The sequence below is a fragment of the Streptomyces sp. WAC 04229 genome, from assembly GCF_003947455.1.
Classification (GTDB): domain Bacteria; phylum Actinomycetota; class Actinomycetes; order Streptomycetales; family Streptomycetaceae; genus Streptomyces.
Map to the genome: position 1 here is coordinate 1 of NZ_QHJH01000092.1, position 25466 is coordinate 25466.

The 25466-nt window shown below is 71.8% G+C and carries 29 protein-coding genes and 1 pseudogene; 16 read left to right on the forward strand and 14 right to left on the reverse strand.

Going from position 1 to position 25466, the window contains the following annotated elements:
• Together DMH12_RS22855 and DMH12_RS22860 are read left to right on the forward strand one after the other, a co-directional pair.
• A pseudogene (locus DMH12_RS22855) lies at positions 1-338 on the forward strand (hypothetical protein); the annotation flags it as partial.
• Positions 339-469: 131 nt separating this feature from the next.
• On the forward strand, positions 470-805 hold the full coding sequence (locus DMH12_RS22860) for a DUF2516 family protein (RefSeq protein ID WP_185832480.1): 336 nt from the start codon (positions 470-472) through the stop codon (positions 803-805).
• 45 nt (positions 806-850) lie between these two features.
• On the opposite strand, the gene DMH12_RS22865 is transcribed toward DMH12_RS22860, so the two are convergent.
• The 3 genes from DMH12_RS22865 to DMH12_RS22875 form a co-directional block, all read right to left on the reverse strand.
• Positions 851-2254, reverse strand: coding sequence for a PP2C family protein-serine/threonine phosphatase (locus DMH12_RS22865; protein ID WP_185832481.1), 1404 nt, complete (start codon positions 2252-2254; stop codon positions 851-853).
• 270 nt (positions 2255-2524) lie between these two features.
• Positions 2525-3628, reverse strand: coding sequence for a C40 family peptidase (locus tag DMH12_RS22870; RefSeq protein WP_125493360.1), 1104 nt, complete (start codon positions 3626-3628; stop codon positions 2525-2527).
• A 179-nt stretch (positions 3629-3807) separates the two neighbouring features.
• Positions 3808-4620, reverse strand: coding sequence for a class I SAM-dependent methyltransferase (locus DMH12_RS22875; protein WP_125493361.1), 813 nt, complete (start codon positions 4618-4620; stop codon positions 3808-3810).
• 129 nt (positions 4621-4749) lie between these two features.
• Here DMH12_RS22875 and DMH12_RS22880 point away from each other — a divergent pair, with 129 nt between their 5' ends.
• The 4 genes from DMH12_RS22880 to DMH12_RS22895 all read left to right on the forward strand — a co-directional run bounded on the left by DMH12_RS22880 (position 4750) and on the right by DMH12_RS22895 (position 7744).
• A complete protein-coding gene (locus tag DMH12_RS22880; protein ID WP_125493362.1) occupies positions 4750-5172 on the forward strand; it encodes a DUF4260 family protein in 423 nt (140 codons plus the stop codon).
• Complete coding sequence (locus DMH12_RS22885; RefSeq protein ID WP_260474313.1) at positions 5165-5686, forward strand: TetR/AcrR family transcriptional regulator; 522 nt, start codon at positions 5165-5167, stop codon at positions 5684-5686. The genes DMH12_RS22880 and DMH12_RS22885 overlap by 8 nt, the downstream gene beginning before the upstream one ends.
• Positions 5687-5874: 188 nt before the next feature.
• Positions 5875-7248 carry a D-inositol-3-phosphate glycosyltransferase gene (gene mshA, locus DMH12_RS22890; RefSeq protein ID WP_185832482.1) on the forward strand — a complete coding sequence of 458 codons (1374 nt, stop codon included), beginning with the start codon at positions 5875-5877 and terminating at the stop codon, positions 7246-7248.
• Positions 7241-7744, forward strand: coding sequence for a YbjN domain-containing protein (locus DMH12_RS22895; protein ID WP_125493364.1), 504 nt, complete (start codon positions 7241-7243; stop codon positions 7742-7744). The genes mshA and DMH12_RS22895 overlap by 8 nt, the downstream gene beginning before the upstream one ends.
• 21 nt (positions 7745-7765) lie before the next feature.
• Here the strand turns inward: DMH12_RS22895 and DMH12_RS22900 are convergent, their stop codons facing one another.
• Positions 7766-8578, reverse strand: coding sequence for an AraC family transcriptional regulator (locus tag DMH12_RS22900; protein WP_125493365.1), 813 nt, complete (start codon positions 8576-8578; stop codon positions 7766-7768).
• 49 nt (positions 8579-8627) lie between these two features.
• Between DMH12_RS22900 and DMH12_RS22905 the strand changes: the two genes are divergently transcribed.
• Positions 8628-9095, forward strand: a complete 468-nt coding sequence (locus tag DMH12_RS22905) for a DUF2000 domain-containing protein (RefSeq protein WP_125493366.1) — start codon at positions 8628-8630, stop codon at positions 9093-9095.
• Between the two features lie 30 nt (positions 9096-9125).
• On the opposite strand, the gene DMH12_RS22910 is transcribed toward DMH12_RS22905, so the two are convergent.
• A complete protein-coding gene (locus DMH12_RS22910; protein WP_125493367.1) occupies positions 9126-10412 on the reverse strand; it encodes an MFS transporter in 1287 nt (428 codons plus the stop codon).
• A 152-nt stretch (positions 10413-10564) separates the two neighbouring features.
• On the opposite strand from DMH12_RS22910, the gene DMH12_RS22915 reads away from it, so the two are divergent.
• The gene (locus tag DMH12_RS22915) at positions 10565-11326 is read left to right on the forward strand and encodes a phosphoglyceromutase (RefSeq protein WP_125493368.1); all 762 of its coding nucleotides are present in this window, start codon (positions 10565-10567) and stop codon (positions 11324-11326) included.
• Between the two features lie 182 nt (positions 11327-11508).
• On the opposite strand, the gene DMH12_RS22920 is transcribed toward DMH12_RS22915, so the two are convergent.
• The gene (locus tag DMH12_RS22920; RefSeq protein WP_125493369.1) at positions 11509-12039 is read right to left on the reverse strand and encodes a hypothetical protein; all 531 of its coding nucleotides are present in this window, start codon (positions 12037-12039) and stop codon (positions 11509-11511) included.
• A 408-nt stretch (positions 12040-12447) separates the two neighbouring features.
• Here DMH12_RS22920 and DMH12_RS22925 point away from each other — a divergent pair, with 408 nt between their 5' ends.
• Positions 12448-13218, forward strand: a complete 771-nt coding sequence (locus DMH12_RS22925) for an MBL fold metallo-hydrolase (RefSeq protein WP_125493370.1) — start codon at positions 12448-12450, stop codon at positions 13216-13218.
• 276 nt (positions 13219-13494) lie between these two features.
• Here the strand turns inward: DMH12_RS22925 and DMH12_RS22930 are convergent, their stop codons facing one another.
• Complete coding sequence (locus DMH12_RS22930; RefSeq protein WP_125493371.1) at positions 13495-13932, reverse strand: ATP-binding protein; 438 nt, start codon at positions 13930-13932, stop codon at positions 13495-13497.
• 210 nt (positions 13933-14142) lie between these two features.
• Here DMH12_RS22930 and DMH12_RS22935 point away from each other — a divergent pair, with 210 nt between their 5' ends.
• Both DMH12_RS22935 and DMH12_RS22940 read left to right on the forward strand, forming a co-directional pair.
• Positions 14143-14898 carry a GntR family transcriptional regulator gene (locus DMH12_RS22935; RefSeq protein WP_125493372.1) on the forward strand — a complete coding sequence of 252 codons (756 nt, stop codon included), beginning with the start codon at positions 14143-14145 and terminating at the stop codon, positions 14896-14898.
• A 322-nt stretch (positions 14899-15220) separates the two neighbouring features.
• Positions 15221-15541 carry a GYD domain-containing protein gene (locus DMH12_RS22940; protein WP_125493373.1) on the forward strand — a complete coding sequence of 107 codons (321 nt, stop codon included), beginning with the start codon at positions 15221-15223 and terminating at the stop codon, positions 15539-15541.
• Between the two features lie 26 nt (positions 15542-15567).
• Here DMH12_RS22940 and DMH12_RS22945 read toward each other — a convergent pair whose 3' ends face one another.
• From DMH12_RS22945 to phoU, 6 genes are all read right to left on the reverse strand, one after another.
• Positions 15568-16017 (reverse strand): DUF6234 family protein, encoded by a 450-nt coding sequence (locus DMH12_RS22945; RefSeq protein ID WP_125493374.1) that lies wholly within the window; start codon positions 16015-16017, stop codon positions 15568-15570.
• Between the two features lie 118 nt (positions 16018-16135).
• Positions 16136-16405 (reverse strand): DUF1905 domain-containing protein, encoded by a 270-nt coding sequence (locus DMH12_RS22950; RefSeq protein WP_125493375.1) that lies wholly within the window; start codon positions 16403-16405, stop codon positions 16136-16138.
• A gap of 97 nt (positions 16406-16502) precedes the next feature.
• Positions 16503-17372, reverse strand: coding sequence for an AraC family transcriptional regulator (locus DMH12_RS22955; protein ID WP_125493376.1), 870 nt, complete (start codon positions 17370-17372; stop codon positions 16503-16505).
• Positions 17373-17457: 85 nt separating this feature from the next.
• Positions 17458-18762 (reverse strand): lanthionine synthetase LanC family protein, encoded by a 1305-nt coding sequence (locus tag DMH12_RS22960; protein ID WP_125493377.1) that lies wholly within the window; start codon positions 18760-18762, stop codon positions 17458-17460.
• A 51-nt stretch (positions 18763-18813) separates the two neighbouring features.
• Complete coding sequence (locus DMH12_RS22965) at positions 18814-19164, reverse strand: SCO4225 family membrane protein (RefSeq protein ID WP_125493378.1); 351 nt, start codon at positions 19162-19164, stop codon at positions 18814-18816.
• 230 nt (positions 19165-19394) lie between these two features.
• Complete coding sequence (gene phoU, locus DMH12_RS22970; RefSeq protein ID WP_125493379.1) at positions 19395-20084, reverse strand: phosphate signaling complex protein PhoU; 690 nt, start codon at positions 20082-20084, stop codon at positions 19395-19397.
• A gap of 236 nt (positions 20085-20320) precedes the next feature.
• On the opposite strand from phoU, the gene DMH12_RS22975 reads away from it, so the two are divergent.
• Both DMH12_RS22975 and DMH12_RS22980 read left to right on the forward strand, forming a co-directional pair.
• Positions 20321-21598, forward strand: coding sequence for a cell wall metabolism sensor histidine kinase WalK (locus DMH12_RS22975; RefSeq protein ID WP_125493380.1), 1278 nt, complete (start codon positions 20321-20323; stop codon positions 21596-21598).
• Positions 21595-22275, forward strand: a complete 681-nt coding sequence (locus tag DMH12_RS22980; protein WP_019326704.1) for a response regulator transcription factor — start codon at positions 21595-21597, stop codon at positions 22273-22275. Before DMH12_RS22975 ends, DMH12_RS22980 begins: the two co-directional genes overlap by 4 nt.
• Before the next feature lie 73 nt (positions 22276-22348).
• Here DMH12_RS22980 and DMH12_RS22985 read toward each other — a convergent pair whose 3' ends face one another.
• The gene (locus DMH12_RS22985) at positions 22349-23089 is read right to left on the reverse strand and encodes a DUF461 domain-containing protein (protein ID WP_125493381.1); all 741 of its coding nucleotides are present in this window, start codon (positions 23087-23089) and stop codon (positions 22349-22351) included.
• A gap of 619 nt (positions 23090-23708) precedes the next feature.
• On the opposite strand from DMH12_RS22985, the gene DMH12_RS22995 reads away from it, so the two are divergent.
• From DMH12_RS22995 to DMH12_RS23010, 3 genes are all read left to right on the forward strand, one after another.
• Positions 23709-24191: a CarD family transcriptional regulator gene (locus DMH12_RS22995; protein WP_003953493.1), complete on the forward strand. Its 483-nt coding sequence runs from the start codon at positions 23709-23711 to the stop codon at positions 24189-24191.
• Between the two features lie 309 nt (positions 24192-24500).
• Entirely contained in the window at positions 24501-25289 is a 789-nt protein-coding gene (gene ispD / locus DMH12_RS23005) for a 2-C-methyl-D-erythritol 4-phosphate cytidylyltransferase (RefSeq protein ID WP_125493382.1), read from the forward strand.
• Positions 25279-25466: 2-C-methyl-D-erythritol 2,4-cyclodiphosphate synthase (locus DMH12_RS23010; protein ID WP_185832483.1), on the forward strand; the 188-nt coding region annotated here is incomplete at its 3' end. The genes ispD and DMH12_RS23010, both read left to right, overlap by 11 nt.

Genomic DNA, 25466 nt, shown 5'->3' on the forward strand with positions numbered 1-25466 from the left:
CCCAGACCCTCGCGGTGCGTGGGGTCGGGGGGGCCGCCGAGCACGCCGTAAAGCCCCGCGAGACCTACGAGAGGGTCGCGGAGCGCGGGGAGCACGCGGGGCGCCCCGGGCGCGGCCAGCCCGCCGACGCCATCGAGGACATCGCCGGGGAGGGGGAGGAGCTGCCCGTCCCCGTCGAGCCGGCAAAGCCCAAGCCCGCCCCGGCCAAGCCCGCCCCGGCCGAGCCCGTCCGCCTCGCGGACGACAAGGCCGCCGCCGCGAAGAAGACCCCGGCTCCGCGCAAGGCCCCGGCCAAGAAGGCCCCCGCCGCCAAGAAGACGACCCCGCCGGCCAAGTAGGCAGGGACGCGGTCATCCGGAGCGGGCCGGGCACCCTTGGGGTGTCCGGCCCGTTCTACGGGTACGGTGACCGCCTGCGGGTACGGTGACCGCGTAATGACGACCCGAGTCTGGTGGTGGACGTTGTGCTGATGCAGGGTTTCGCAGGCTTCATGTGGCTGCTGAGCATCGCCCTGATCCTTTTCAGCGGCTTCGCTTTGATCGACGCCGCCACGCGCCGCGAGGACGCCTACCGCGCGGCCGACAAGAAGACCAAGCCCTTCTGGCTGATCATCCTGGCACTCGCCTTCGTGGTGAACCTGATCTTCAACATCCTGTCGTTCCTGCCGATCATCGGCCTCATCGCGACGATCGTGTACATGGTCGACGTGCGGCCCGCGCTGCGCGGACTGCCGGGCGGCGGCCGCAGCAGCCGCCGCGGCTCCAGCAGCGACGGCCCCTACGGCCCCTACAACGGCGGCCGCTGACGGGCCTGACTGCCCCCGCGGCGCGCGGTCACCGGACCGGGCGGCTCAGGCCGTCCGGTCCAGCAGGACCACCGCCAGGTCGTCCGCCAGCTCGCCGCCGTTCAGCTCGCGGACCTCGTTGACGGTCGCCCGCAGCAACTGCTCGCCCTGCAGCCCCTCGGCGAACTGGCGGCGGACCATCTCCACCATGCCGTCCTGGCCCAGCCGCTCCCGGCCCTCGCCGATGTGGCCCTCGATCAGGCCGTCGGTGTACAGCATCAGGCTCCACTCGGCACCCAGCTCCACCTGCATGCGCGGCCAGCGGGCGCCCGGCAGCAGACCCAGCGCCGGCCCGTTGTTGTCGTACGGCAGCAGCCGTGCGGGCCTGCCCGGGGCGGCGACCAGCGGGGACGGGTGCCCGGCCAGGCACAGGCCGGCCCGGCGGCCGTCCGGGGAGATGTCCACCGCGCACAGCGTCGCGAAGATCTCGTCGTCGGCGCGCTCGTGCTCCAGCACCTGCTGGAGGGTGCCGAGCAGCTCGTCGCCGCAGAGCCCGGCCAGCGTCAGCGCGCGCCACGCGATCCGCAGCTCCACGCCGAGCGCCGCCTCGTCCGGGCCGTGCCCGCAGACGTCGCCGATCATGGCGTGCACGGTGCCGTCGGGGGTGCGCACGACGTCGTAGAAGTCACCGCCGAGCAGCGCCCGGGAACGGCCCGGGCGGTAGCGGGCGGCGAAACGCAGCGAGGAGCCCGCGAGCAGCGGGGTGGGCAGCAGACCGCGCTCCAGACGGCGGTTCTCCTGCGCCCGCAGCCGGCCCTCGGCCAGGCGCCGCTCCGCGAAGTCGGACCGCTTGCGCTCCACGGCGTAGCGGATCGCCCGGCTCAGCAGACGGCCGTCCAGCTCGTCGCGGAACAGGTAGTCCTGGGCGCCGACCGCCACGGCCTCCGCGCCGCGCTCGGCGTCGCTGGAGGAGGTGAGCGCGAGCACGGCGTGCCGGGGCGCCAGCTCCAGCACGTGCCTGAGCACCGCCAGCTCGTCGTGGCCCTCCCCGCTCCCGTCGCCGTCGGCGTCCGCGTTGGCGCGGGCCGGGGCGGGGGCCGACAGGGCGAGGTCCAGCAGGATGCAGTGGACGTCGTCGGTCAGCAGCCGCTCGGCCTCGGTGAGGTTGCGGGCGGTGCGGACGCGGATCGGCTTGCCGGCCTGGTCGATCAGGTCCGGCACGAGTGGCGAGCCGGCCGGATCGTCCTCGATCAGCAGCAGCGTCAGGTTCGTGGGGATGGTGCTCCCACGGCGGCTGGTGGGGTTCTCGCTCTTCTCCGTCGTGTTCTCTCGCTGACTGGTGGGGTTGTCGGCCGGGTTCGTCCCGGGCGGGGCCTGTTCCTTGGAAGGGCCGCTGTCCGGGGACGCGGCGGGCGCCTGACCACACTCCACGGCCGGGATCGCCCTCTGCCGCGGTACGGGTACGGGCATTGTCTTGGTTTCCTTCCCTCCCCCCGAGGGCATGGCGGGGCGAGGGACCTCGACCCACCGACGGGGACCATAACGGGTGACGGCGCCGCTGCGGAATGGTCCAGCACACGTCGGTCCGCCATCGGCCACTGTCATATGCCGCGTTATCGGCCGCAGTTGGACAGGTCGCCCCACGACCGGGGATGACGAACGTCACGCGGGGGGTGCGCCGGGCGTGCGGTGGGTCACGTGGCCCGCTTCACGTCCCCGGCGCGGGGCGCGTGGCCCGCGTCACTGATCCGGTGTCGCCGGGTCCGGCCGGACCACCCCGAGGATCGGCATCGTGCCCGCTCCGGCCATCGTGATCGAGCGCCCCGGGCGCGGGGCGTGCACCATGGAGCCGTCGCCGACGTACATGCCGACGTGGCTGGCGTCGTCGAAGTAGATGATCAGGTCGCCGGGGCGCATGTCCTCGACGTCGACGCGCGTCAGCCGCTTCCACTGCTCCTGCGAGGTGCGCGGGATCGTCTGCCCGGCCGCGATCCAGGCCTGGGAGGTCAGGCCGGAGCAGTCGTAGGACCCGGGGCCCTCGGCGCCCCACTGGTACGGCTTGCCGATCTGGGCGGTGGCGTATTCGACCGCCTTCCGGCCCCGCTCGGTCGCCTCGCGGTCGAGGTCCTCGAGGATGCCGGAGTCGAGCCACGCGGTCTGGGCCTTGGCCTGGGCCTCGCGCTCCAGCTTGGCGAGGCGCTCCTTCTCCTCCTTGGCCAGCTCGGACTCCAGCTTCTCGGCCGCCGTGATCTGCTTCTCGATCTTCTTCTGGGCGGTGGCCTTGGTCTTGCGGTTCGCCTCCAGCTTCTTGAAGCGGGCGGAGGCGTCCGCCGCGTAGGTCTTCAGGTCCTCCTGCGCGCGGGACAACTCGCCGAGCAGGCCCTTGGTCGCCCGCTGGCCCTGGAGCACCCGGCCGCTGCCGTCCAGGAAGTCGCCCGGGTCGTCGCTGAGCATCAGCTTGGCCTCGTCGGGCAGGCCGCCGGTGCGGTACTGGGCGCGGGCCGCGGCGCCGGCGCGGTCCTTGAGGCGGTCCAGCTTCTCCTGGCCCTTGACGATCTTCTTGGCCAGCTCGACGATCTCGGCGTTCTGCTTCTCGGCCTTCTCCTCGGCGGCGTTGTACTCGTCCGTGGCCAGGGCGGCCGCGCGGTAGAGCGAGTCGAGCTTCTTGCGCACGGCCTCCAGGTCCTTGGCGCGCCCGGGGTCCGGGGCGGGGGAGGCGCTGGGCGTGCCCCGTGACGGTGTGGGGCCGGGGTCCGCGAACGCGGTGCCCGGTGCCGCGAGCACGGTGACCGCGCAGACCACGGTCACGGCAGCGGTCATCAAGCCATGCTTCCCCGTACGCATCCGTCGCCCCCAAACTGGTTAACCGTCAGTAACATAGCGCTCGGGGGATCGTGCCATGCCGGCGCGGAAAGCGACAGAGGCCGCGCTTCCCTCCTGCTTCCCCTCTTCTGCCGCGCCGTACGACGATTCCCCCCGGTGTGTGACGAACGCCGCACGGAGATCGTTCCCGCCCGGCGGGGTCAGCCGCGCGGCGCCAACGCCTCCCAGCGCACCGTCACTTCGCCCTGGCGCCAGCGCGCCGGTCCGTCCGTCACCGGCCAGTCGGCCGTCAGGTCCCGCACCGCGCGCATCCAGCGCTGGCGGGCGCCGTAGGAGGCGTAGGGCGCGGCGGCGGCCCAGGCGCGGTCGAAGTCGCGCAGGAAGGCGTGGACGGGCTCGCCCGGGACGTTGCGGTGGATGAGCGCCTTCGGCAGCCGCTCGGCCAGGTCGGAGGGGTGCTCCAGGGAGCCGAGGCGGGTCGCGAGCGTGACCGTGCGCGGACCCTCGGGGCCCAGCGCCACCCACACGTGCCGGCGCCCGATCTCGTCGCAGGTGCCCTCGACCAGGAGCCCTCCGCGCGAGTGCTCGGACGCCGGCGCGAGCCGCGCGCACAGCCGCCGCCAGACGGCGGCGACCTCGTCCTCGTCGTACTGGCGGAGCACGTTCGCCGCGCGGATCAGCGACGGGGCCGGGGAGACGGGCACCTCGAAGCCGCCGTGCCGGAAGACGAGCCCCGCGCGTGCGTACGGTTCGGCCGCCGCCACCCGGGCCGGGTCGATCTCGACGCCCACCACGCGCACGTGCGGGGCGACGGTGCGCAGGCGGTGCAGCAGCTCGACGGCCGTCCAGGGGGCGGCGCCGTAGCCGAGGTCGACGGCGACGGGGTCGGTGGCGCGGCGCAGTTCGGCGCCGTGCGTGGCCGTGATCCAACGGTCCATGCGGCGCAGGCGGTTCGGGTTCGTGGTCCCGCGCGTGACCGTGCCCAGGGGGCGGGGGGCGCGGGGAGGTGGCATGCGTACGAGGGTATGCGGCCGGGCGGGCGCGTGGTTCCGGGCGGTCGGGGCTTGACTGGCTAACGACGTTAGCCTTACTGTTCCGGTGGGGCTAACGACGTTAGCTCACTCGCTCCCCGGGAGGTATCCATGAGCACGGTCGCACCAGCAGGCACCGCCCGCACGGTCACCGCTCGCACCGTCGTCGGCCGCACCGCGTGGCTGCTGGGCGCCCTCTTCTGGTCGGCGTTCGCCGTCCTGGAGGCCGTCGACCACGGCTGGGTCGCGGGCCTGCTCGCCTTCGCCTTCTTCCTGGCGCCCGACCTGACGTTCCTCGTCGGCCTGTCCGACGCGCCCCGCATGGAGAAGGGGCGGCTGACGCCCCGCGCGGTGCCGTACTACAACGCCGCCCACCGCACGCTGATCCCGCTCGCGCTCGTGGTGCTCCACACCGTGACGCCGGTGACCTGGGCGCCCGCGTTCGCGGCGCTGTGCGGGTGGCTCGCGCACATCTCGTACGATCGCGCCTTCGGTTACGGACTGCGCACCAAGGAGGGCTACCAGCGTGGCTGACCGCCTGTCCCCCCGGGCCCGGGAGATCGCCGCGGCCGCCCGCACACTGCTGGAGGAGTCCGGGCCCGCCGCGCTCACCCTGCGGGCCGTCGCCGACCGCCTCGGCATCAAGGCCCCCTCCCTGTACAAGCACTTCCCCGACAAGGAGGCGGTCGAGACCGAGCTGATCGTCCAGGCGCTCGCCGAGGCGGGCGAGGCCATGGAGGCCGCGGAGGCGAAGGAGCCCGGCTCGCTGACGGCGCTGGCGGAGGCGTACCGGGCCTACGCGCTGGCCCACCCCCACCTGTACTGCCTGATGACCGAGCGCCCGCTGCCCCGCGCGTCCCTCCCGGCCGGCCTGGAGGACCGGACCGCGGCGCCGCTGATGCGGGTCTGCGGCGGGGACCAGGACCTGGCCCGCTCGTTCTGGGCGTTCGCCCACGGGATGGTGGTACTCGAGATCCACGGCAGGTTTCCCGCCGACGCGGACCTGGGGGCGGCCTGGGCGCGGGGGGTCGGGGCGCTGTGCCCTTAGGGCAGCGGGTCCCGGGCGTGGTCCCGGGTGTGGCACGCGCCCGGCGCTCGAACGGTTGAGCGACAGCCGGTAATGATTCGGCAAAGGTCGGGAAACCGGAAATGGAGCACGGCCGTCCGGTGTTCCACCCCCTTGGAGGGCGGCGCGTGTCCTCCGACCGGCATGCCCGCAGCGAGGAGGAATGGCTCGTGAGCCAGTACGTCAGCATGCTCGGGCGCCGCTCACCGGCGGCCACCCCGCGGCTCCGGCTGCTGCGCAGGCCCCGCCGCGTCGCCATGCTCTCCGTGCACACCTCACCGCTCCACCAGCCCGGCACCGGCGACGCCGGCGGCATGAACGTGTACATCGTGGAGCTGGCACAGCGCCTCGCCGCGATCAACATAGAGGTCGAGATCTTCACGCGCGCGACGGCCGGGGGACTCCCGCCGTCCGTCCAGCTCGCCCCCGGCGTGCTCGTCCGGCACGTCGACGCGGGCCCCTACGAGGGACTGGCCAAGGAGGAACTGCCAGCCCAGCTCTGCGCCTTCACCCACGGCGTCATGCAGGCGTGGGCCGGCCACCGCCCCGGCCACTACGACCTGGTCCACTCCCACTACTGGCTCTCCGGCCACGTCGGCTGGCTCGCCGCCCAGCGCTGGGGCGCCCCCCTCGTGCACGCCATGCACACCATGGCCAAGGTCAAGAACGCCAACCTGGCCGACGGCGACACCCCCGAACCGGCCGCCCGCGTCATCGGCGAGACCCAGATCGTCTCCGCCTCCGACCGCCTCATCGCCAACACCGCGGAGGAGGCCGACGAACTCGTCCGCCACTACGCCGCGGACCCCGCCAAGGTCGCCGTCGTCCACCCCGGCGTGAACCTCGACCGCTTCCGCCCCTTCCCCAAGGGCGCCGTCCCCGGCCCCGACCGCAGCGGCAACGCCCGCGCCGCCGCCCGCGCCCGCCTCGGCCTGCCCCAGGACGCGCTGATCCCGCTCTTCGCGGGCCGCATACAGCCCCTCAAGGCACCGGACGTACTGCTGCGCGCCGTCGCCGTCCTCCTCGACGAACGCCCCGAGCTGCGCTCCCGCATCGTCGTCCCCGTCGTCGGCGGCCCCAGCGGCAGCGGCCTCGCCAAGCCGGAGGGCCTGCAGAAGCTCGCCGCGCGGCTCGGCATCGCCGACGTCGTACGGTTCCGCCCGCCCGTCGGGCAGGAGCAGCTCGCCGACTGGTTCCGGGCCGCGTCCGTGCTGGTCATGCCGTCGTACAGCGAGTCCTTCGGCCTGGTCGCCATAGAGGCCCAGGCGGCCGGCACGCCGGTGCTCGCGGCGGCGGTCGGCGGCCTGCCGGTCGCCGTGCGGGACGGGATCACCGGCCGTCTCGTGCAGGGCCACGACCCCGCCGCGTACGCGCGCGTGCTGCGCGACTTCGCCGACAACCCGGAGCTGACGCCGAGGATGGGCGACGCCGCCGCCCGGCACGCCCAGTCCTTCGGCTGGGGCAGTGCCGCCGCCGCCACGGCCGACGTCTACACGGCCGCCATCCAGGCCCACCGCCGTCGCGTACGCTCGCACCATGGCTGACGCGCGCGGGACGACGGCAGAGGTGATCGAGGGGGCGCTCAAGGACGCCGACGTCGAATGGGAGAGCCCGGAACCCGGCAACTACGTCGTCAAACTCCCCGGCACCCGCAAGCTGTCGACGACCGTCTCCCTCCTCCTGGGCCGCCACTCGCTCTCCCTCAACGCGTTCGTCATCCGCCACCCGGACGAGAACGAACCGGCCGTCCACCGCTGGCTGCTGGAGCGCAACCTGAAGCTCTACGGCGTCGGTTACGCCGTCGACCGCCTCGGCGACGTCTACGTCACCGCGAAACTCCCCCTGGCCGCCGTCACCGCCGACGAGATCGACCGGCTCCTCGGACAGGTCCTGGAGGCCGCCGACGGCGCCTTCAACACCCTGCTGGAGCTGGGCTTCGCGTCCGCCATCCGCAAGGAGTACGAGTGGCGCACCGCGCGCGGGGAGTCGACGCGGAACCTGGAGGCGTTCCAGCACCTCATCGAGCGCGGCGGCGACTGACACCGCCGGCCGCGCCGCCGGTCAGCGGCGGCCGCTGCCGCGGTAGCGGCCCGGGGTGACCCCCACCAGACGCTTGAAGTGCCGGGTCAGATGGGCCTGGTCGTAGAAACCGGTGACGCCGGCCACGTCCGCCGGGGCGCGTCCCGACAGCAGCAGCCGCCGGGCCCGGTCCACCCGCCGGGACATCAGGTACTGGTGCGGCGCGATGCCGTAGGCGCCGCTGAACGCCCGTACCAGGTGGGCCGGATGGGCCGGCACCAGCGCGGCCGCCTCCGCCAGGCCGATGCCCTCGACGACCCGTTCGTCCAGCAGCTCCCGCAGCCGCCGGGCGAGGGCGGGGTCCCGGCGCTCCCCGCCCGCCTCGTCCCGGGGCACCAGGTGGGACCGCAGCCGCTCGCCCACGAACGTCAGCCGGCTCTCCGCCTCCAGTTCGTCGCCGGGCAGCGCGAGCGCGGTGTGCAGCTGCCCGACCCGGCGGCGCAGCAGCGGATCACGCAGGTCCGGGGCGTCGACGGCCGGCCCGATCAGCTCGTCGCCCAGCCGGGAGGCGTCCAGGTACAGGACCCGCTTGCGGAAGCCGTCCGGCGTCGCGGGGGAGCCGTTGTGCGGCACGTGCGGCGGCAGCAGCGACACCGTGTCGTGCGGGGTGCCGTGCTCGTGCCGGTCCAGGTCGTACCGTACGGCGCCGGCGTCGACGATCAGCAGCGTCCACGCGTCGTGCACGTGCATCGGGTAGGCGTACTCGGTGTAGTGGGCGTGGAAGACCTCGACGACGCCCGGGACGCGGGGTCGCCAGGCGGACACGCTCCGCTGGTCGTTCCGCCGGCCGTCCATGCAAAAAACGTACAAGACCCGGCGGGGTGCGGGTCGGCAGTCTCACCGTATGAGCACGCACGAAGCAGCCCCTGAGGCTCCCAAGGCTCCTGAGGCCGAGACCCCCGTCCGCTTCGACACCAAGATCGCCGTCCTGCTCCGCGAGGACCTGGAGACGTGGCAGCGTCTGAACGTCACGGCCTTCCTGGTCAGCGGCCTGGGCAAGGAGTTCCCCGAGGTGATCGGGGAGCCGTACGAGGACGCGGACGCCGTCGGCTACCTGCCGATGTTCCGCCAGCCGGTGCTGGTCTTCGAGGGCACGAAGGAGACGCTGACGAACGCCCACGCGCGCGTGCTGTCGCGCGCCCTGCCCCGCGCGCTCTTCACGTCCGACCTCTTCGCCACGGGCAACGACCGCGACAACCGCGCGGCGGTACGGGCCGTGCCCACGGCGGAGCTGGACCTGGTGGGACTCGCGGTGTACGGGCCGAAGAACGCGGTGGACAAGGTGCTGAAGGGGGCCCGGATGCATCCGTGAGGGCGGTGCGGGCGGGGTCCCGGTGCCGGGTCAGGCGGTGCTGACCTCGGTCTCGGGCTTCGCGGGCGAGGGCGTTCCGGCCGTCGTGGCCGCGGCCACCTCCGCCTCCTCCGTCGGCAGTCCCCGCATCAGCGCCCAGTACCCGGCCGCCGCCACCGTGCCGACGACGGCGCAGATGCCCCACAGCCACTCGGCGCCCCAGCGGTCGATGACGAAACCGGACATCAGCGGGGCGACGAGCGAGGCGACGGCCCAGGACATGGTGTACATGCCCTGGTAGCGGCCGCGCCCGTGCACCGGGGAGAGGCGGACGACGAGCCCGGTCTGCGTCGGCGCGTTGACGATCTCGGCGAGCGTCCACACGCACACGGTGAGCGCGAAGACGCCGACCGACCCGGCGAAGGCGGTGAGCCCGAAGCCGTACCCGGCCAGCAGGGACGAGGCGACGAGCAGCAGCCGCGGATCACGGTGCTCGATGAACCGGGTGACGGGAATCTGGAGTACGACGATCAGGACGCCGTTGACGGCGATCGCCATGCCGAAGTCCGCGGGCGTGAACCCGGCCTCGCCCATGGCGACCGGCAGCCCCAGGTACCCCTGCTGGAAGATCACGGCGACGAGGAACGACAGCCCGACGACGCTCATGTACCGCCCGTCGCGCAGCACGGTCCCGAGCGAGACGGCCACGTCCTTGCCGGAGGCGTCGGCGCCGCCCTGCGGCTGCGGCCGTGACTCGGGCAGCTTCACGAAGACGAGGACGGCGCAGACCAGGGTCATCCCCGCCTCGATCATGAATCCGGCGAGATAGCTGACCTCGGCGATGAACCCGGCCGCCATCGAGGAGATCGCGAAGCCGAGGTTGATCGCCCAGTAGTTGAGCGAGAAGGCCCGGATACGGTCCTCGGGCCGCACGATGTCCGCCATCATCGCCTGCACGGCCGGCCGGGAGGCGTTGCTGGCCATGCCGACCACGAAGGCGACGGCGGCGATGGCGACGGGGTGGTGCACGAAGCCCAGCGCGGCGACGGACAGGGCGGTCGAGGTCTGCGCGACCAGCAGCGTGGGCCGCCGCCCGAGCCGGTCGGTCATCACCCCGGCGCCCACCGAGGACACGACCCCGCCGAGCCCGTGCAGGGCGGCGACCAGACCCGCGTACGAGGCGGAGTAGCCGCGGTCGATGGTCAGGTACAGCGCCATGAAGGTGGCGACGAAGGCGCCGAGCCGGTTGACCAGGGTGCTGGTCCACAGCCACCAGAACTCGCGGGGGAGCCCGGAGACGGTCTCCCGTGCGGCACGTCTGAGACCGGCGACGGACATGGGACCCCCGTGGATGTGTAAGCGGCTGGAGCGGCACGCACAACTTACGAACCCGGGAGTGCCGGAGGCCACCGGATTAACACTTCCCGTCAACCGTCCGCCCACCGGGCGCCCCGCGCGGGTGGCCGGAGGGTTCGATTACGCTCGGAGCCATGGCCGACGCACCGTACAAGCTGATCCTCCTCCGCCACGGCGAGAGCGAGTGGAACGAGAAGAACCTGTTCACCGGCTGGGTGGACGTCAACCTCACCCCGAAGGGCGAGAAGGAGGCGACGCGCGGCGGCGAGCTGCTCAAGGACGCCGGCCTGCTGCCCGACGTGCTGCACACGTCCGTCCAGAAGCGCGCGATCCGCACGGCCCAGCTCGCGCTGGAGGCCGCCGACCGCCACTGGATCCCGGTGCACCGCCACTGGCGCCTGAACGAGCGCCACTACGGCGCCCTCCAGGGCAAGGACAAGGCGCAGACCCTCGCGGAGTTCGGCGAGGAGCAGTTCATGCTGTGGCGCCGCTCCTACGACACCCCGCCGCCTCCGCTGGACCGCGACGCCGAGTACTCCCAGTTCGACGACGCCCGCTACGCGACCCTCCCGCCGGAGCTGCGCCCGCAGACGGAGTGCCTGAAGGACGTCGTCGCCCGCATGCTCCCGTACTGGTTCGACGCGATCGTCCCCGACCTCCTCACCGGCCGCACGGTCCTGGTCGCCGCCCACGGCAACTCGCTGCGCGCCCTCGTCAAGCACCTCGACGGCATCTCCGACGCCGACATCGCGGGCCTGAACATCCCGACGGGCATCCCGCTGACCTACGAACTCGACGCCGAGTTCAAGCCGCTGAACCCGGGCGGGACGTACCTGGACCCGGACGCGGCGGCGGCCGCGATCGAGGCGGTCAAGAACCAGGGCAAGAAGAAGTAGAGCCTGTGATCATGCCTTCCACCCGCGCGTTCGATGCGGGTGGAAGGCACTTTCGTGGCCTGAGACCCGCCGTGGGCCCTCGGGTTCTCCTGCCCCTCTGGGCAGTACCGACTCGGTTCGCTTCCGGCGGGCGATGACGCCGCCGGCAGGGCCGGGGGCAGCGGGAAAGGGCATAGCTGATCTCAAGCACGCGGTAGGGGCTGTGCCTGTCGCCGTGCCCGGTGCCGCTTCGCGTACGACCAGGTCACCGCGGTCATCAGGGCCGGGATGGCGAACAGCGGTGCGAAGGCGATGCCCCAGACGGTTTCTGCCGTACCGCTCGACATGTATGTCCGGCTCTCGACGGTATAGGCGACCACGAGTTGCCACAGCGCCACCAGGACCAGGACGCCCGAGGCGGTCCAGGAAAGCGCGGCGAGGGCCCCAGGGCGCAGCGGCCGCCACCGGTCGCTGACGAGCAGCAGCGGAAGCAGAGCCGCCAGCTCGGCAAGGACGGACAGCCCGACGACGTAGGCGATGCCCCAGCCCGGGATGTCGAAGACGTCGCGCAGCACCTGGTCGCTGTAGCCCACGTAGACGCCGGATGCCATGGCGACGCGCCACAGGCCCGACGGGACCGCGCACAGCGCGATGGCGTGGGCAGCGCGGCGAGCCCAGACAGGCGCGGGTGCAGCGGTGGGGAGGGGAGCGTTGGCTGTCGTCATGACGCACATGCTGGCTCCGGACACGGCAGCCGCGCGTCGTCCACTGCGGCGGGCTGCCTCCGCCCTGCGGAGGAGGGCACACCCGCTGAGGGAGGACCTCAGGATGCTCAACCGCCCGTCAGGTCGGGCTGTCCAGCACTCGGTGGTGGAGGGGGCATCGTGAGCAGTCCGGCGAACCTTCACGGTCACCGCACTGGGCAGCACGAAGAGGCGGCCGTGCGCGCAAGCCAGGTGCGAGGCTGTTCGTACGGTTCATCCGCAGGTCGGTTGAGGTGCGCTGCTCGCCGACGCCGGCAAGCAAGCCTCCTGACCGCGAGCTCTCCTCTGGTGGGGGGCTTGTCGCTGTGTCTGGGGCCCTGGCCGTCGGCGTCGGGAGAATCGCCGAGGCCTGTGGATCGTGTGTTCTAGGATCTCGGGATGAGTGCCGAGCTTCTTCAGCTGACGGTTCTAGGTAGCGCGACGCCCTATCCGAGGGTGGACAATCCGTGCTCCGGCTACCTGGTGTCGAGCGGGGACACCCGTATCTGGGTGGATGCGGGCAGCGGGACGCTCGGTCCGCTCCAGCGTCATGTGCGGCTGGACGAGCTCGATGCGATCTGGATCTCGCATCTGCACGCCGATCACAGCGCGGACCTGCTCACCGCGTACTACGGCGCCCTGTACGCGGACATCCGCCTCGCAGCGCCGATCCCGCTCTACGGTCCGCCTGGGATCGCCGACCGGCTGGCCGATTTTCTCACCAACACTCCGGCGCGCAGCCCCATCGAAGCGGCCTTCGCGGTAACCGAGTTGTACGACGGGCATCAAGCGGCCGTCGGTTCTCTCCGACTGACCAGCCGGACGGTGTCGCACGGCATGTCGGCCTTTGCCGTGCGCATTGAGGCAGCGGGCAAGTCGCTGGTGTACTCCGGAGATACGGCACCGTGCCCGAGTCTCACGGAGCTGGCCGAGGGATGCGACGTCCTGTTGTGCGAGGCCGACAGCGCACAGGCACCAGTCGAGGGCGAACAGGTTCACCACACGCCCGAGGACACCGGCAACACAGCCGGCGAGGCGCGGGTGGGCCGACTGATCGTCACACACGTCGGCCGCTTCCTCACGCCGCAGCAGGCGGTGGCGCGTGCCTCGGCTCGGTTCGATGGCCCCGTCGACTACGCCGACCCAGGTGCCACCTTCTCCATCGGCTAGGCCGCGGCTGCCGCAGGGCGTTCGACGAGCCGGCCGCGTCCGGACCGGTCGCCGTTGCGGATGAGGGCGACGAGGCAGGGGTGCGGTGATCGAGCGCCGGTGAGCCTGGCGGACTCGGCGAGCTTGAGTACCATCGCGTGCGCAGGTGGACCGAGGTCCCGGCCGAGAAGTCGTAGACCGCCAGGAATTCATCCTTCGGCAACGCGGCGACGACGTCCCGGGTTTGTGCACTCGGCGCCTCTGACGTTTGGTCCGCGGTCATACCACTGCGCTCTGTCATGGGGGCCAGGCCTCGGCCATCACGAAGGAGACGGCCGTTCCTCCGAAGCGGCTCGGACCGGAGTGCCAGGACGCGGCGATGGCGTCGACCAGGAGCAGCCCTCGCCCATGGGCGTCGCCCGCATCCGGTCGGCGGAGGCGTACGTTCGCCGGAAGGCCCGGGTTGTGCACCTCTACGCGCAGGGAGGTCCCGTCGCGGAACCACTCGACCCGTACGAGCCATGCGTACTCCGTACTCCCGTAGAGGATCGCGTTGGTCACGAGCTCCGAGAGCATCAGCACGCAGTCGTCGATCGAGCAGCGTGGTTCGTACGGGGCGATGAACCTCCGGAACCAGCGACGGGCTCGGGGGACGGACTCCGGAGTCGGGTTCAGAGCCAAAATCCCGAGCCGAGGTGACTCCTCACAGGGATACCGATCGATCAAGAAGAACATCCGCACTCACTTCCCCCACTGCCATCGCCTTCGTGGCGGGACTGGTACCTCTCTAGACATCTCGGAATTCAGGCTGGAGGCACCTCTCTAGAGATGTCAAGAAAAGTGCTGGGCTGTCACCCCGACGAAGCACGTACGACTACACGCAGCGAGCGCCCACCCGACCTGTGGCCTAAGGTGTCTAGAGAGGCGAGCGAGGAGGGTCCCGGGATGGCCAAGACCGACGACCGTCGGCCCAAGTACCAGCGCATCGCGGACTCCCTGCGCGAGGCGATCGAGGCGGGCGAGTACGGTCCCGGTGATCGGCTCCCGGGCGAGAACGACCTCATGGACACGTACGGCGTGGCTCGCATGACGGCCCGGCAGGCCCTGAGTGTCCTCCGGGACGAAGGCATCGCCGAGGCCCGCAAGGGCGCCGGCGTCTTCGTCCGCGAGTTCCGCCCCATCCGACGCCGAGGCATCGACCGACTGGCCCGCGAACAGTGGGGGAATGGCCGTTCCGTCTGGTCGGCAGACGTCGAGGACCGCGCACTTGAGGTCGACCGGATCACGGTGTCCGGGGAAGCGCCGCCGGAACGCGTCGGCGCGATCCTGAATCTGGCCGACGAGGACTCGGCATGCGTGAGGCGCAGGCGTTTCGTCCTCGACAGCAAGCCGGTCCTACTCGCGACGAGCTATCTCCCCATGTCACTGGTTGCCGGATCCCCGATCGCCGAGGAGGACACCGGACCGGGCGGGACGTACGCCAGGCTCGCCGAACTCGGCCACGAACCCGTGCACTTCCGCGAAGAGATCCGCTCACGCATGCCGTCGAAGGACGAGGCGGCCCAGTTGGACATCTCCCCGGGCACTCCGGTCATCCTCATCTGCCGCACGGCGTTCACGGACGACGGCCGCGCGGTCGAGGTCAACGAGATGACCCTGGACGCCGCTTCGTACGTCCTGGAGTACGACTTCGACGCCTGAGCCCGTGCGGCCCCGGCCGGGCCCTCACCTGTGCGAGTGAGGGGAATTCGCATGCCTCGGTGCTCTCTGCTCTCTGGAAATTGCACGGCTCGGTAATCGGCGGGACGCTGGAAACGTCAGCTTTGCGGCGGCCGGAGGGGCAATCGGCGGCCGATGCTGCGACCGGAGAGGCGGAGGCCGGGTGGGACGGCGGGGTGCCCTCGCCACCTCCAAGGAGAACGTCATGCAGAGTGCAACCCTGGAAATCAGGCCGGCCCAGCGGCAGTGACCACCGGGCCGTGCCGTCCGCGCCCGGCTCTCGAGATGTACCAGGAGGCCGACCATGCCCAAGTACCTCATCCAGGCCACCTACACCCATGAGGGCACCAAGGGGCTGCTCAAGGAAGGCGCGAGCGGTCGCCGCGCCGCCGTCGAGCAGGTCGTCACCGGGCTCGGCGGGCGGGTCGAGGCCATGTACTTCGCCTTCGGGGAGAACGACGTCGTGATCATCGTCGACTTCCCCGACCCGATCTCCATGGCCGCCGTCAGCCTCACGGTGAAGGCCAGCGGTGCCCTCCACACCCGGGCCACCCCCCTCCTCACCCTCGACGAGATCGACGAGGCCGCCCGCCGACAGGTCGCCTTCCGCGCTCCCGGCGCCTGAGCGCCTGCGCGGCGCCGACGCTGGTCCTACAGGTCGGTACCGGGGGGCGGAGCAGTGTGCGGCATCCCGGACTTCGGCGGCGGGGGAGACGGGTGTGCGTGCTCGTACTGGTCGTGCCAAGCGGCGATCGTGGCGACCAAGGCCATGGCTGCCACGAGCAACTGGACCGCTCCCGCGAACGGATGCGCCGAGCGCAGGAAGAGCACGCCTATCACCAATACGATCACAGTGAAGTTGCCGAGCAGGAGGATGGGAGCCCAGTCCATCGGAGGTGCCTTGGCCGGCTCGCCCGGCCGGCCCCAGCCGCTGAGGGCCGCGATCAGCCCCAGCAGGAGTCCGACCGGGATCTCGACGAGCAGCAGAATCAGGCTTATGCAGCCGCCCGCGAACCCGTCCCCCTTCGTGTCCGAAGGCCGTTCGGTGCGGCCGCCGTCCCCTGGTGGGCGCGGTAGGGGCGAACCCGGCTCGAATCGCATGGTCACACGCTCGCGCGTCCCGTCGCGCGCCGCGCCACGGTTCACCACGCCGAGACCGAGTCGAGGCCGAGCCGAACTCCCGCCGGGCGGGTCCCTGCCCCGCCTCCGGAGGGTTACGTCATGTTCCCACCCGCTCCACCAGCCGCACCGTCACCGCATCCCCCTCCCCCTTCCCGATCGCCCTCCGCACCTCCGCCTTCACCGGCAGTTTGTGGGTGCCGTCGCCCAGGGCCATGAAGGAGCTCTGGAAGGGGTGGCCGTCGATCGTGCCGCGGACCTTCACCAGGCCGTGGGTGCCGAAGTACTCGGCCGACTCGGGCCAGACCACGTAGGTCCAGCCGCCCTTGTCCGGGCTCTTCTGGAGGGTCGCGGTGAATTGCTCGTCCATGGTCCGTACCACCAGTTCAGGAATCTTCGCGCGTCCGTTGTCACCAGGTAGGACGGGTACCGGCCACCGAACTCATCGGTGGCCGGAAGGACCGTGTCTACGCCGGTTCCACCGGGAGCCACAGCTCGCACGTCGCCGTCGTGAAGTCCTCCGCGCGGTCCAGGACCGCCACGAGCGACGGGCCGGGGCGCAGGCGCCACGGGTTGGAGGGGAACCACTCGGTCGCCGTCGCCGCCCAGGCGGTCTGGAGGGCTTCCGGGTGGGGGCCCGAGGTGCGGAAGACCGCCCACATGCCCGCCGGGACCTCGACGGCGTCGAGGTCGTCGGGGGCCGGTGTGTCCCGGGTGACCGCGACGCCGTGCAGGTAGGTCAGGTCGGTGCCCTCCGCGCTGTCGGGGGCGAGGTCGTCGCAGACCTGGAGGAGGCCCGCCGGGTCGGTGTCGCTCAGGGACTTCAGGCGGGCGTGCTCCTGCTGCGGCAGGGACGCGATGTGCTCCTGGATGTGCGGGTTGACGCCCTCGTGGACGAGGGGGACGCGGGTCGCGTGTCCGATCAGGCGGAACGCGGGGCGGTCGGCGAAACGGGTGTCCATGGGAGTGCTCCCTTCGACGGTCAGGCGGAACCTGAGCTGCGGTTGTGACTGAAGGGGGCCTCCGGCACGGCGTACCTCGCGCGGAGCGGCGCCGTGCACGGCCCGGAACGCGCGTCCGAACGCCTCCGTCGAGCCGTATCCGTGGCGGACGGCGATGCTCAGCAGGTCGTCCTCGCCCCGTACGACGTCGGCGGCGGCGACCGTCATGCGGCGCCGGCGCACGTACTCCGACAGCGGCATGCCCGCCAGCGACGAGAACATCCGGCGCAGGTGGTACTCGGTCGTGCCGAGCGTTCCGGCCAGCGCGGGTACGTCGAGCTCCTCGGTGAGGTGCTCCTCGACGAGGTCGATGAGCCTGTTCAGTGCCGAGATCACGGGGCCTCCCTTCCTGCGTCAACCGTGGCAGGGGGCCACATCGCGGCGCCCGATCGTTGTGGCCCGGTGCGATCGGCGGCCCGGCTCACGCGGGTACGGCGGGCTGGTCGGGCCACGTGAAGGCGTAGCGCGGGTCGCCGCCGCGGGCCAGGCGTACGAAGCGCAGGAGTTCGCGGACGATGCCCGCGTTGCCCATGCCCCAGCCGACGCGAGGTTCCAGCGCGCTCGGGGAGGCGCGGTGCTCGACGTTGGACCAGCGGGCGCCCTCCTCGTCCCGGGTCGCCCGTGCGGCCAGGTCCGTCGCGAGGAGGTGGGCGAAGCCGTCCGGGGTGTACGGGTCGAGCCGCTCGGCGACGCGGTCGCAGGCCAGGGCGAGGACGCCCGCGGTGCCGCAGCAGCGGCCGTTGTTGTCCCAGAAGCCGGGGCGCAGCCGCCGGGGCACGCCTGAGTGGGTAACCGTGTGCCAGCAGCGGTCGGCGAGGGCGGACCAGGCGGGGTCGGCGGTGACGTCCCGCAGCAGCCGGAAGGCCTGGGCGTCGCCGGCCGGGCCGTGGCACCAGCCGTAGCTGAAGGGCGCGATCAGGTCGGGGAGGAACTGGGGGGTGGAGTGGCGGACCAGGAAGCCCGGATCCGGACCTGTCTCGCCGGCCTCCCCGCCGCCGGCCGGTTGCGGCTCGGCCCGCGCCACGAAGTCCGCCGCGCCCGCCAGCGCCAGCTCCGTCAGGTCCGCACGGCCGGTGTCCGCGCCCACCCGGGCCAGTGCCAGGGCGATGCCGAGCGAGCCGTGCGAGACGTGGTGCAGCCGGGCCTCGGTGTCCGGGCGGTGGGCCCACTGGACGCCGTCGGGGGTGTGTTCGGCGGTGCGCAGGTACGGCTCCACGGCCAGTACGGCGAGGTCCGCGTCCCCGGCCAGCAGGGCACCGAGGCCTATCCCCGCGTTGCCGCCCATCAGCTCGAAGAGCGTGCCCCAGCGCGTTCCGTCGAAGCGGGACCGGACGAGGGCCAGGGCCCGGTCGGCCGCCGCGCCGGACGCCCGGTCGCCGAGCTGTGCCTGCACGGCGCGCAGGACGAGCGCCAGCCCGGTGCGGCCGAAGTAGAGGGAGTCGTCCTCGATGTCGTCGACGCGGTGCGCCAGGTCGCGGGCCGCGCGCAGGGCGGTGTCGGCGTAGGCGTCGTCGCCGAAGTGCCGCCACGCCTCCAGCAGTACGGGGATGGTGCCGGCCGTACCGCGGTAGAGCATCGGCTTCGAGGCGTCGTCCGAGGGGCGTTCGGGCCAGGAGAGGCTGCCGTCGGGGGCTTCCCGCGCCGCACCGGTCAGCCAGCGCAGCGCCTCCGCCGCGAGTTCCTCGACGTCGTCGATCGTCACGGCCGTGCCCCCGGGAGTCGTCATGCGGCCACTCTTCCATCCGTCACCGGACGGGCCCATGGGGAGGTCGCGCCGTCAGCTCGCCGCGCTGAGGCTTCCGCGGTTGCCGCGGCGGCCGCGCAGGCCCTGCCAGACCGCGCCCAGCGCCAGCGACTGGACCAGTGCCGAGAGGACGATGCCGCCGATGAAGAACCACGCGGGCGCGTCGCCGCCCCAGCCGCCCTCGCCGAGCCAGGCAACGAAGCCGAAGGCCGGGAAGGTGAACAGGGCGGGCCAGACCCAGATCAGGGACGCGTCCGGGTTGTCCGCGAACAGGGGCTCCAACGCCGCCACGGCCATCGCGCCGCCGACCACGGCCAGGTAGATCCCCGAGACGCGATTGGCGACGGCGAGGCGGGCGAAGGTGCGTATCGGGCGGGTCTTCATGGGATCTCGATCTCCCCGGGTGTCGGGTGCGTCTACGTCTTCTTCCTGTTGCCAGGGTCGGACGCGGGCGGCTCCGGGGCCTGAGTACCCGTACTCAAGTCGAACGACGCGACACCCATGCGTGACACCCGTGTGCGCCACCCCTGCGCGGCACCCATGGGGGTGCGGGCGGCCCGGGTGTCATCCCGGGGCCGCCGCCACACCTCGTCGCCCGAGCGCCCCGCGCGGGGTCAGGCGCCCTCGACCTGCGTGGTCGGCTGGATGTCCGCCTGGAGGTTGTCCGCGTGCTCGCCGGTGACCAGGTAGACCACGCGCTTGGCGACCGCGACGGCGTGGTCGGCGTAGCGCTCGTAGTAGCGGCCCAGCAGCGTCACGTCGACGGCCGTCTCGATGCCGTGCTTCCAGCGGTCGTCCATCAGGTGCTGGAAGAGCGTGCGGTGCAGGAGGTCCATCGCGTCGTCGTCCTGCTCCAGCTGGAGGGCCAGGTCGACGTCCTTGGTGATGATCACCTCGGCGGCCTTCGCCATCAGGCGCTGCGCGAGCTGCCCCATCTCCAGGATGGTCGCGTGCAGGTCGTGCGGGACGGCGCGCTCCGGGTAGCGCAGCCGGGCCAGCTTGGCCACGTGCTGGGCCAGGTCGCCCGAGCGCTCCAGGTCGGCGGACATGCGCAGCGAGGTGACGACGATCCGCAGGTCCGTCGCCACCGGCTGCTGCCGGGCCAGCAGGGTTATCGCCCGGGCCTCCAGCTCGTGCTGGAGTTCGTCGACCCGCTGGTCGCCCTCGATGACGGCCTCGGCCAGCTTCAGGTCGGAGTCGAGGATCGCGGTCGTGGCGCGTCCGATGGCCGACCCGACCAGCCGGGCCATCTCCACCAGACCGTCACCGATCGAATCAAGTTCCTCGTGGTACGCGTCCCGCATCAGGGTTCCCTCTCGTACGTCCGTTTAGGGGGCTCACAGAACTGGCTCGCACATGGCTCGCACCGGCTCGCACCCCTCGCCGTGCCCCCACGCTTACACGTTCCGGCCTGTACGCGTCCGTTTCCGGCACCACAAATGAACCGTCACTGGCTCCAAGGTGAACTCTGGGCGACGAGTGTTCGAGGTCGCACCCCGATGGCTGGGGCGGGGACGTACGGCATGCCTAACCTGGAGACATGGACGTGAACGCGGCGGTCGCCGCAGTGGCAGCGATCGCCGGAGTACTCACCGGCGTCATCGCCGTGCTGGCGTTCCGCTGGAGCGAGCGCGACCAGAAGCGCCCCACCCGCACCTCCCTGCACACCGACCCCGTCCTTCCGCCCGGGGTGGACACCGTTCTGTCGGTGCTCCGCTCCTCCGCCGTCGTCCTCGACGAGGCCGACGGGGTGGTCAAGGCCAGCTCGGCGGCGTACGCCCTCGGCCTGGTCCGGGGCGGCAAGCTCGCCGTGGAGCCCATGCTCCAGATGGCCCGGGACACCAGGAGGGACGGGGAGATACGGCAGGTCGAGCTGGACCTGCCCAGGCGCGGGAACGGACGGGGCGAGGCCCTGGCCGTCTCCGCGCGCGTCGCGCCGCTCGGGTCCCGGCTGGTGCTCCTGCTGGTCGAGGACCTCACCGAGGCCCGCCGCATCGAGGCCGTACGGCGCGACTTCGTCGCCAACGTGAGTCACGAGCTGAAGACCCCGGTCGGGGCGCTCTCCCTGCTGTCCGAGGCCGTCATGGACGCCGCGGACGATCCGGAGGCCGTGGAGCGGTTCGCCGGACGGATGCAGATCGAGGCGACCCGGCTCACCAACCTGGTGCAGGAGCTCATCGACCTGTCCCGGGTGCAGAACGACGACCCCCTCGACGACGCCGAGCCCGTCCGGGTGGACGAGCTGGTCGCCGAGGCCATCGACCGCTGCCGGCAGGCGGCCGGCAGCAAGCAGATCACCATGGCCGCCGGAGGAACGGCGGATCTGCACGTACGCGGCAACCGCGGCCAGCTCGCCGCCGCCCTCGGCAACCTCGTCGAGAACGCCGTCAACTACTCGCCCGCCCGCACCCGCGTCGGCATAGCCGCCCGCCGCGTCAACGCCCCCGGCGGCGACCTGATCGAGATCGCCGTGACCGACCAGGGCATCGGCATCTCGGAGCGGGACAAGGAACGCGTCTTCGAACGCTTCTACCGCGTCGACCCGGCCCGCTCCCGGGCCACCGGAGGCACCGGTCTGGGTCTCGCCATCGTCAAGCACGTGGTCGCCTCGCACGGCGGGGAGGTCACGGTGTGGAGTGCCGAAGGCCAGGGCTCCACCTTCACCCTGCGACTGCCGGAATCGGGCCTGTCCCGCGACCGCGCGGCGCGACGCCCGGACCACGCCGGACTCAGCGAAGAGACCGACGACGCCGAACGGTCCCCCTCATCCCCCCGAACATCCCCGTACGAACTTCCCGCCCCGGAGGTCCTTCCGTGACCCGTGTGCTCGTCGTCGAGGACGAGGAGTCCTTCTCCGACGCCCTGTCGTACATGCTCCGCAAGGAGGGCTTCGAGGTCGCCGTCGCGACCACCGGCCCCGACGGACTCGACGAGTTCGAGCGCAACGGCGCCGATCTCGTCCTCCTCGACCTGATGCTGCCCGGCCTGCCGGGCACCGAGGTCTGCCGCCAGCTGCGCGGCCGCTCGAACGTTCCCGTGATCATGGTGACCGCCAAGGACAGCGAGATCGACAAGGTTGTCGGGCTGGAGATAGGGGCCGACGACTACGTCACCAAGCCCTTCTCCTCCCGCGAGCTGGTCGCCCGCATCCGCGCCGTACTGCGCCGCCGAGGCGAGCCGGAGGAGGTCGCTCCCGCCGCGCTGGAGGCCGGCCCGGTCCGCATGGACGTCGACCGGCACGTGGTGACCGTGGGCGGCACCAAGATCGACCTGCCGCTCAAGGAGTTCGACCTGCTGGAGATGCTGCTGCGCAACGCCGGCCGCGTCCTCACCCGCATGCAGCTGATCGACCGGGTGTGGGGCGCCGACTACGTCGGCGACACCAAGACCCTCGACGTCCACGTCAAGCGGCTGCGCGCCAAGATCGAGCCCGACCCGGGCGCGCCGCGGTACCTCGTGACGGTGCGCGGGCTCGGGTACAAGTTCGAGCCGTAGACCGGACGCCGTCCCGCGGGACACGGCGAAGGGCGGGACCTCCCGGAGGTCCCGCCCTTCGTTCGTACGGTGCTCAGTGGCCGGCGTCGGTGCCCGTGCCGGTGCCCTGGGAGGTGCCGGAGGTCGCCGTTCCGGTCTCGTCCGCCGCGCCGGTGGGCTCGCCCGAGGCTTCGCCGGTGGACTCGCCCGTCCCGGGGGCCGACGCGTCGTCGCCCGGGTTGCCTGCGTTCTCGCCGTCGGAGGGCTCCCCGGAGGCCCCCTCGGAGGGCTGTGCGGACGCGCCGGGCGTCGCCGGGACGTCGCTGGGGCCCCAGCCGGAGAAGTAGCTCTCGGCGGGCACGACGAAGGCGCGCAGGCTCACCTCGCCGGCCTTGCTGAAGGTGAAGGTGATCTTCTGCGCGTTGCCGTCCTGGACCGCCTCGCGGCTGCTGGGCAGGACGGCGGCGGCGTTGTCCTTGCCGCCGACGACCAGGGAGCCGCCGGCCGGGACGGTCAGGCCGCCCTTCTGGCCCTCGGCGGGCTTCAGCTCGGCGGTCTTGTCGGTGCCGGCGACGGTGATGGACTCGAGCGTCTGGTCCGACCTGCCGTTGTTGAACAGCGTGGCGGAGACCACCGCCGGTCCCGTCGACTCCAGGTCCGGCTGCGTGATGACGACGGCGTTCTGGATCTGGATGTCACCGACCGTCGTCGCGGCGTTGTCCGGCTTGATCTCCAGCGACTGGGCGTTGTGACCGGCACCGCACGCGGCGAGCGAGGCGATCGAGAACGCGATGGCGGCGGCGGCGAGGGCACCGCGTCGAAGGCTGCTGCTCACGGCGGCGGCAACTCCTTGGACTCGAGCGGGGTGGCGGCAACGGATAAAGCCGCCCTAAGTGACTGTCAGCGGCCTTAGGCTACCGAGCCGTTCCCGGGCCGCCGCACCCGACCCTCCCCGAAGGGCCACGGGCTTCGCCCGGCAGGCGGCAGTCCCGGCCCTCTTCAGAGGCCGCTTTGCGGCTCGCACCCGTCCGCCATTCACATATGAACCCGTCCGCCATACGGGTTGTCGATCGGTGCGCGAAATTTCGGTGAAGGAATGCGCGGACCGCCGGAAATTGATCACCGACGGCCTGTCGGCGCGACTCGTGATCAATTCCGGAATCGGCCGGAACCCCGGCGTGGCCGCCGAACGGAGTAGCGGAAGTCGCACACATGGAACCGGACATATCGGGATGTTCAGCCCGGTGGGAGGTGCTCCGGTTGTGTGTGACGGGCCTGTTTCGCCCGGCCTGGAGAGCCGCTCCGACCTGCGAATTCTTTCTTCCGCTCACCTCGCGCAGCACGTTCCTGTTGCTGTTGTCAAGCCCCGAGATATGCCCTGACCTGCGAAAACGCCATTCAGAACCCGCCGTTTCCGTGTTACCCTGGATAGCCACGGAAGGGGTACCTGTCACATGACGTTCAAGGTTGGCGACACCGTGGTCTATCCCCATCACGGGGCCGCGCTGATCGAGGCTATCGAAACTCGTCAGATCAAAGGCGTGGACAAGACCTACTTGGTGCTGAAGGTCGCTCAGGGCGATCTGACGGTACGTGTGCCAGCGGACAATGCGGAGTTCGTCGGCGTGCGTGATGTGGTTGGTCAGGACGGGCTGGACCGGGTCTTCGAGGTGCTGCGCGCGCCGTACGCCGAGGAGCCCACGAACTGGTCGCGTCGCTACAAGGCAAACCTGGAGAAGCTCGCCTCCGGCGACGTCATCAAGGTCGCGGAAGTCGTACGCGATCTGTGGCGCCGTGAGCGCGAGCGCGGACTCTCCGCAGGTGAGAAGCGCATGCTCGCCAAGGCCCGCCAGATTCTGGTGAGCGAGCTGGCTCTCGCGGAGAACACCAACGAGGACAAGGCGGAGGCCCTGCTCGACGAGGTGCTCGCCTCCTGAGGCGAGGCGCGGACCGCCGCCCGCTCGGTCCAGCGCACTGAAAAATGCCGTGGTGCCCGATGACGTCTTTGCTGTCGCCGGGCGCTGCGGCATGTTCGTACCCGGATGCTCTTTCGATTTCGTGCATCCGCACGTCCGGATGCCGATGATCCTCGTACGCTCCTCCCGGGAGGCTTCTCCCGGGTCCTGGTGTGCCGGGCCCTGACTGCTGGCTCGACCAGGGTCACGGAAGGGTCCGGTCAAGGCGTCGCGCCCGGCACGGTGAGGCCATACCCAACTAGGTCGAGCACACAAACCTGACAGGAACCGATGTCTGACGATTCGCGTCCCTCGCCCGCCCCGCCGCCGGCCGACAGGGCCGCCGACGACCGTGCCAACGCCAGGACCGCGGCGGTCATTCCGGCCGCCGGCCGTGGCGTACGGCTCGGGCCGGGCGCCCCGAAAGCCCTCCGGGCGCTGGGCGGCACGCCCATGCTCATCCACGCGGTCCGGGCGATGGCCGCCTCCCGCGGGGTCTCCCTCGTGGTGGTCGTCGCCCCGCCCGACGGCGCGGCCGAGGTCAGGAACCTGCTGGACGCGCACGCACTGCCCGAGCGCACCGACTTCCTCGTCGTCCCCGGCGGCGAGACGCGCCAGGAGTCCGTACGGCTCGGACTGGACGCGCTGCCGCCCGAGTACGGCATCGTCCTCGTGCACGACGCGGCCCGGCCGCTGGTCCCCGTGGACACGGTGGACGCCGTGATCGAGGCGGTACGGGAGGGCGCGCCCGCCGTGGTGCCGGCCGTGCCGCTCGCCGACACCGTCAAGCAGGTCGAGCCCGCCGGGGCCCCCGGTGTGCCGGAGCCCGTGGTGGCGACGCCGGAGCGGGCGCTGCTGCGGGCGGTGCAGACGCCGCAGGGCTTCGACCGGGAGACGCTGGTGCGGGCCCACGCGACGGTGACCGACGACGTCACGGACGACGCGAGCATGGTCGAGCGGATGGGGCCGGCCGTGGTGGTCGTGCCGGGGCACGAGGAGGCGTTCAAGGTGACGCGGCCGCTGGATCTGGTCCTCGCGGAGGCGGTACTGGCGCGCAGGAGGCTCAACGATGGGTTCTGAGACGGAGGCGCTCCCGGTGTTGCCGCAGGTCGGGATCGGCACGGACATCCACGCCTTCGAGGCGGGGCGGGAACTGTGGTGCGCCGGGCTGAAGTGGGAGGGCGAGGGGACCGGGCTCGCCGGGCACTCCGACGCGGACGTCGTCGCGCACGCGGCGTGCAACGCGCTGTTCTCCGC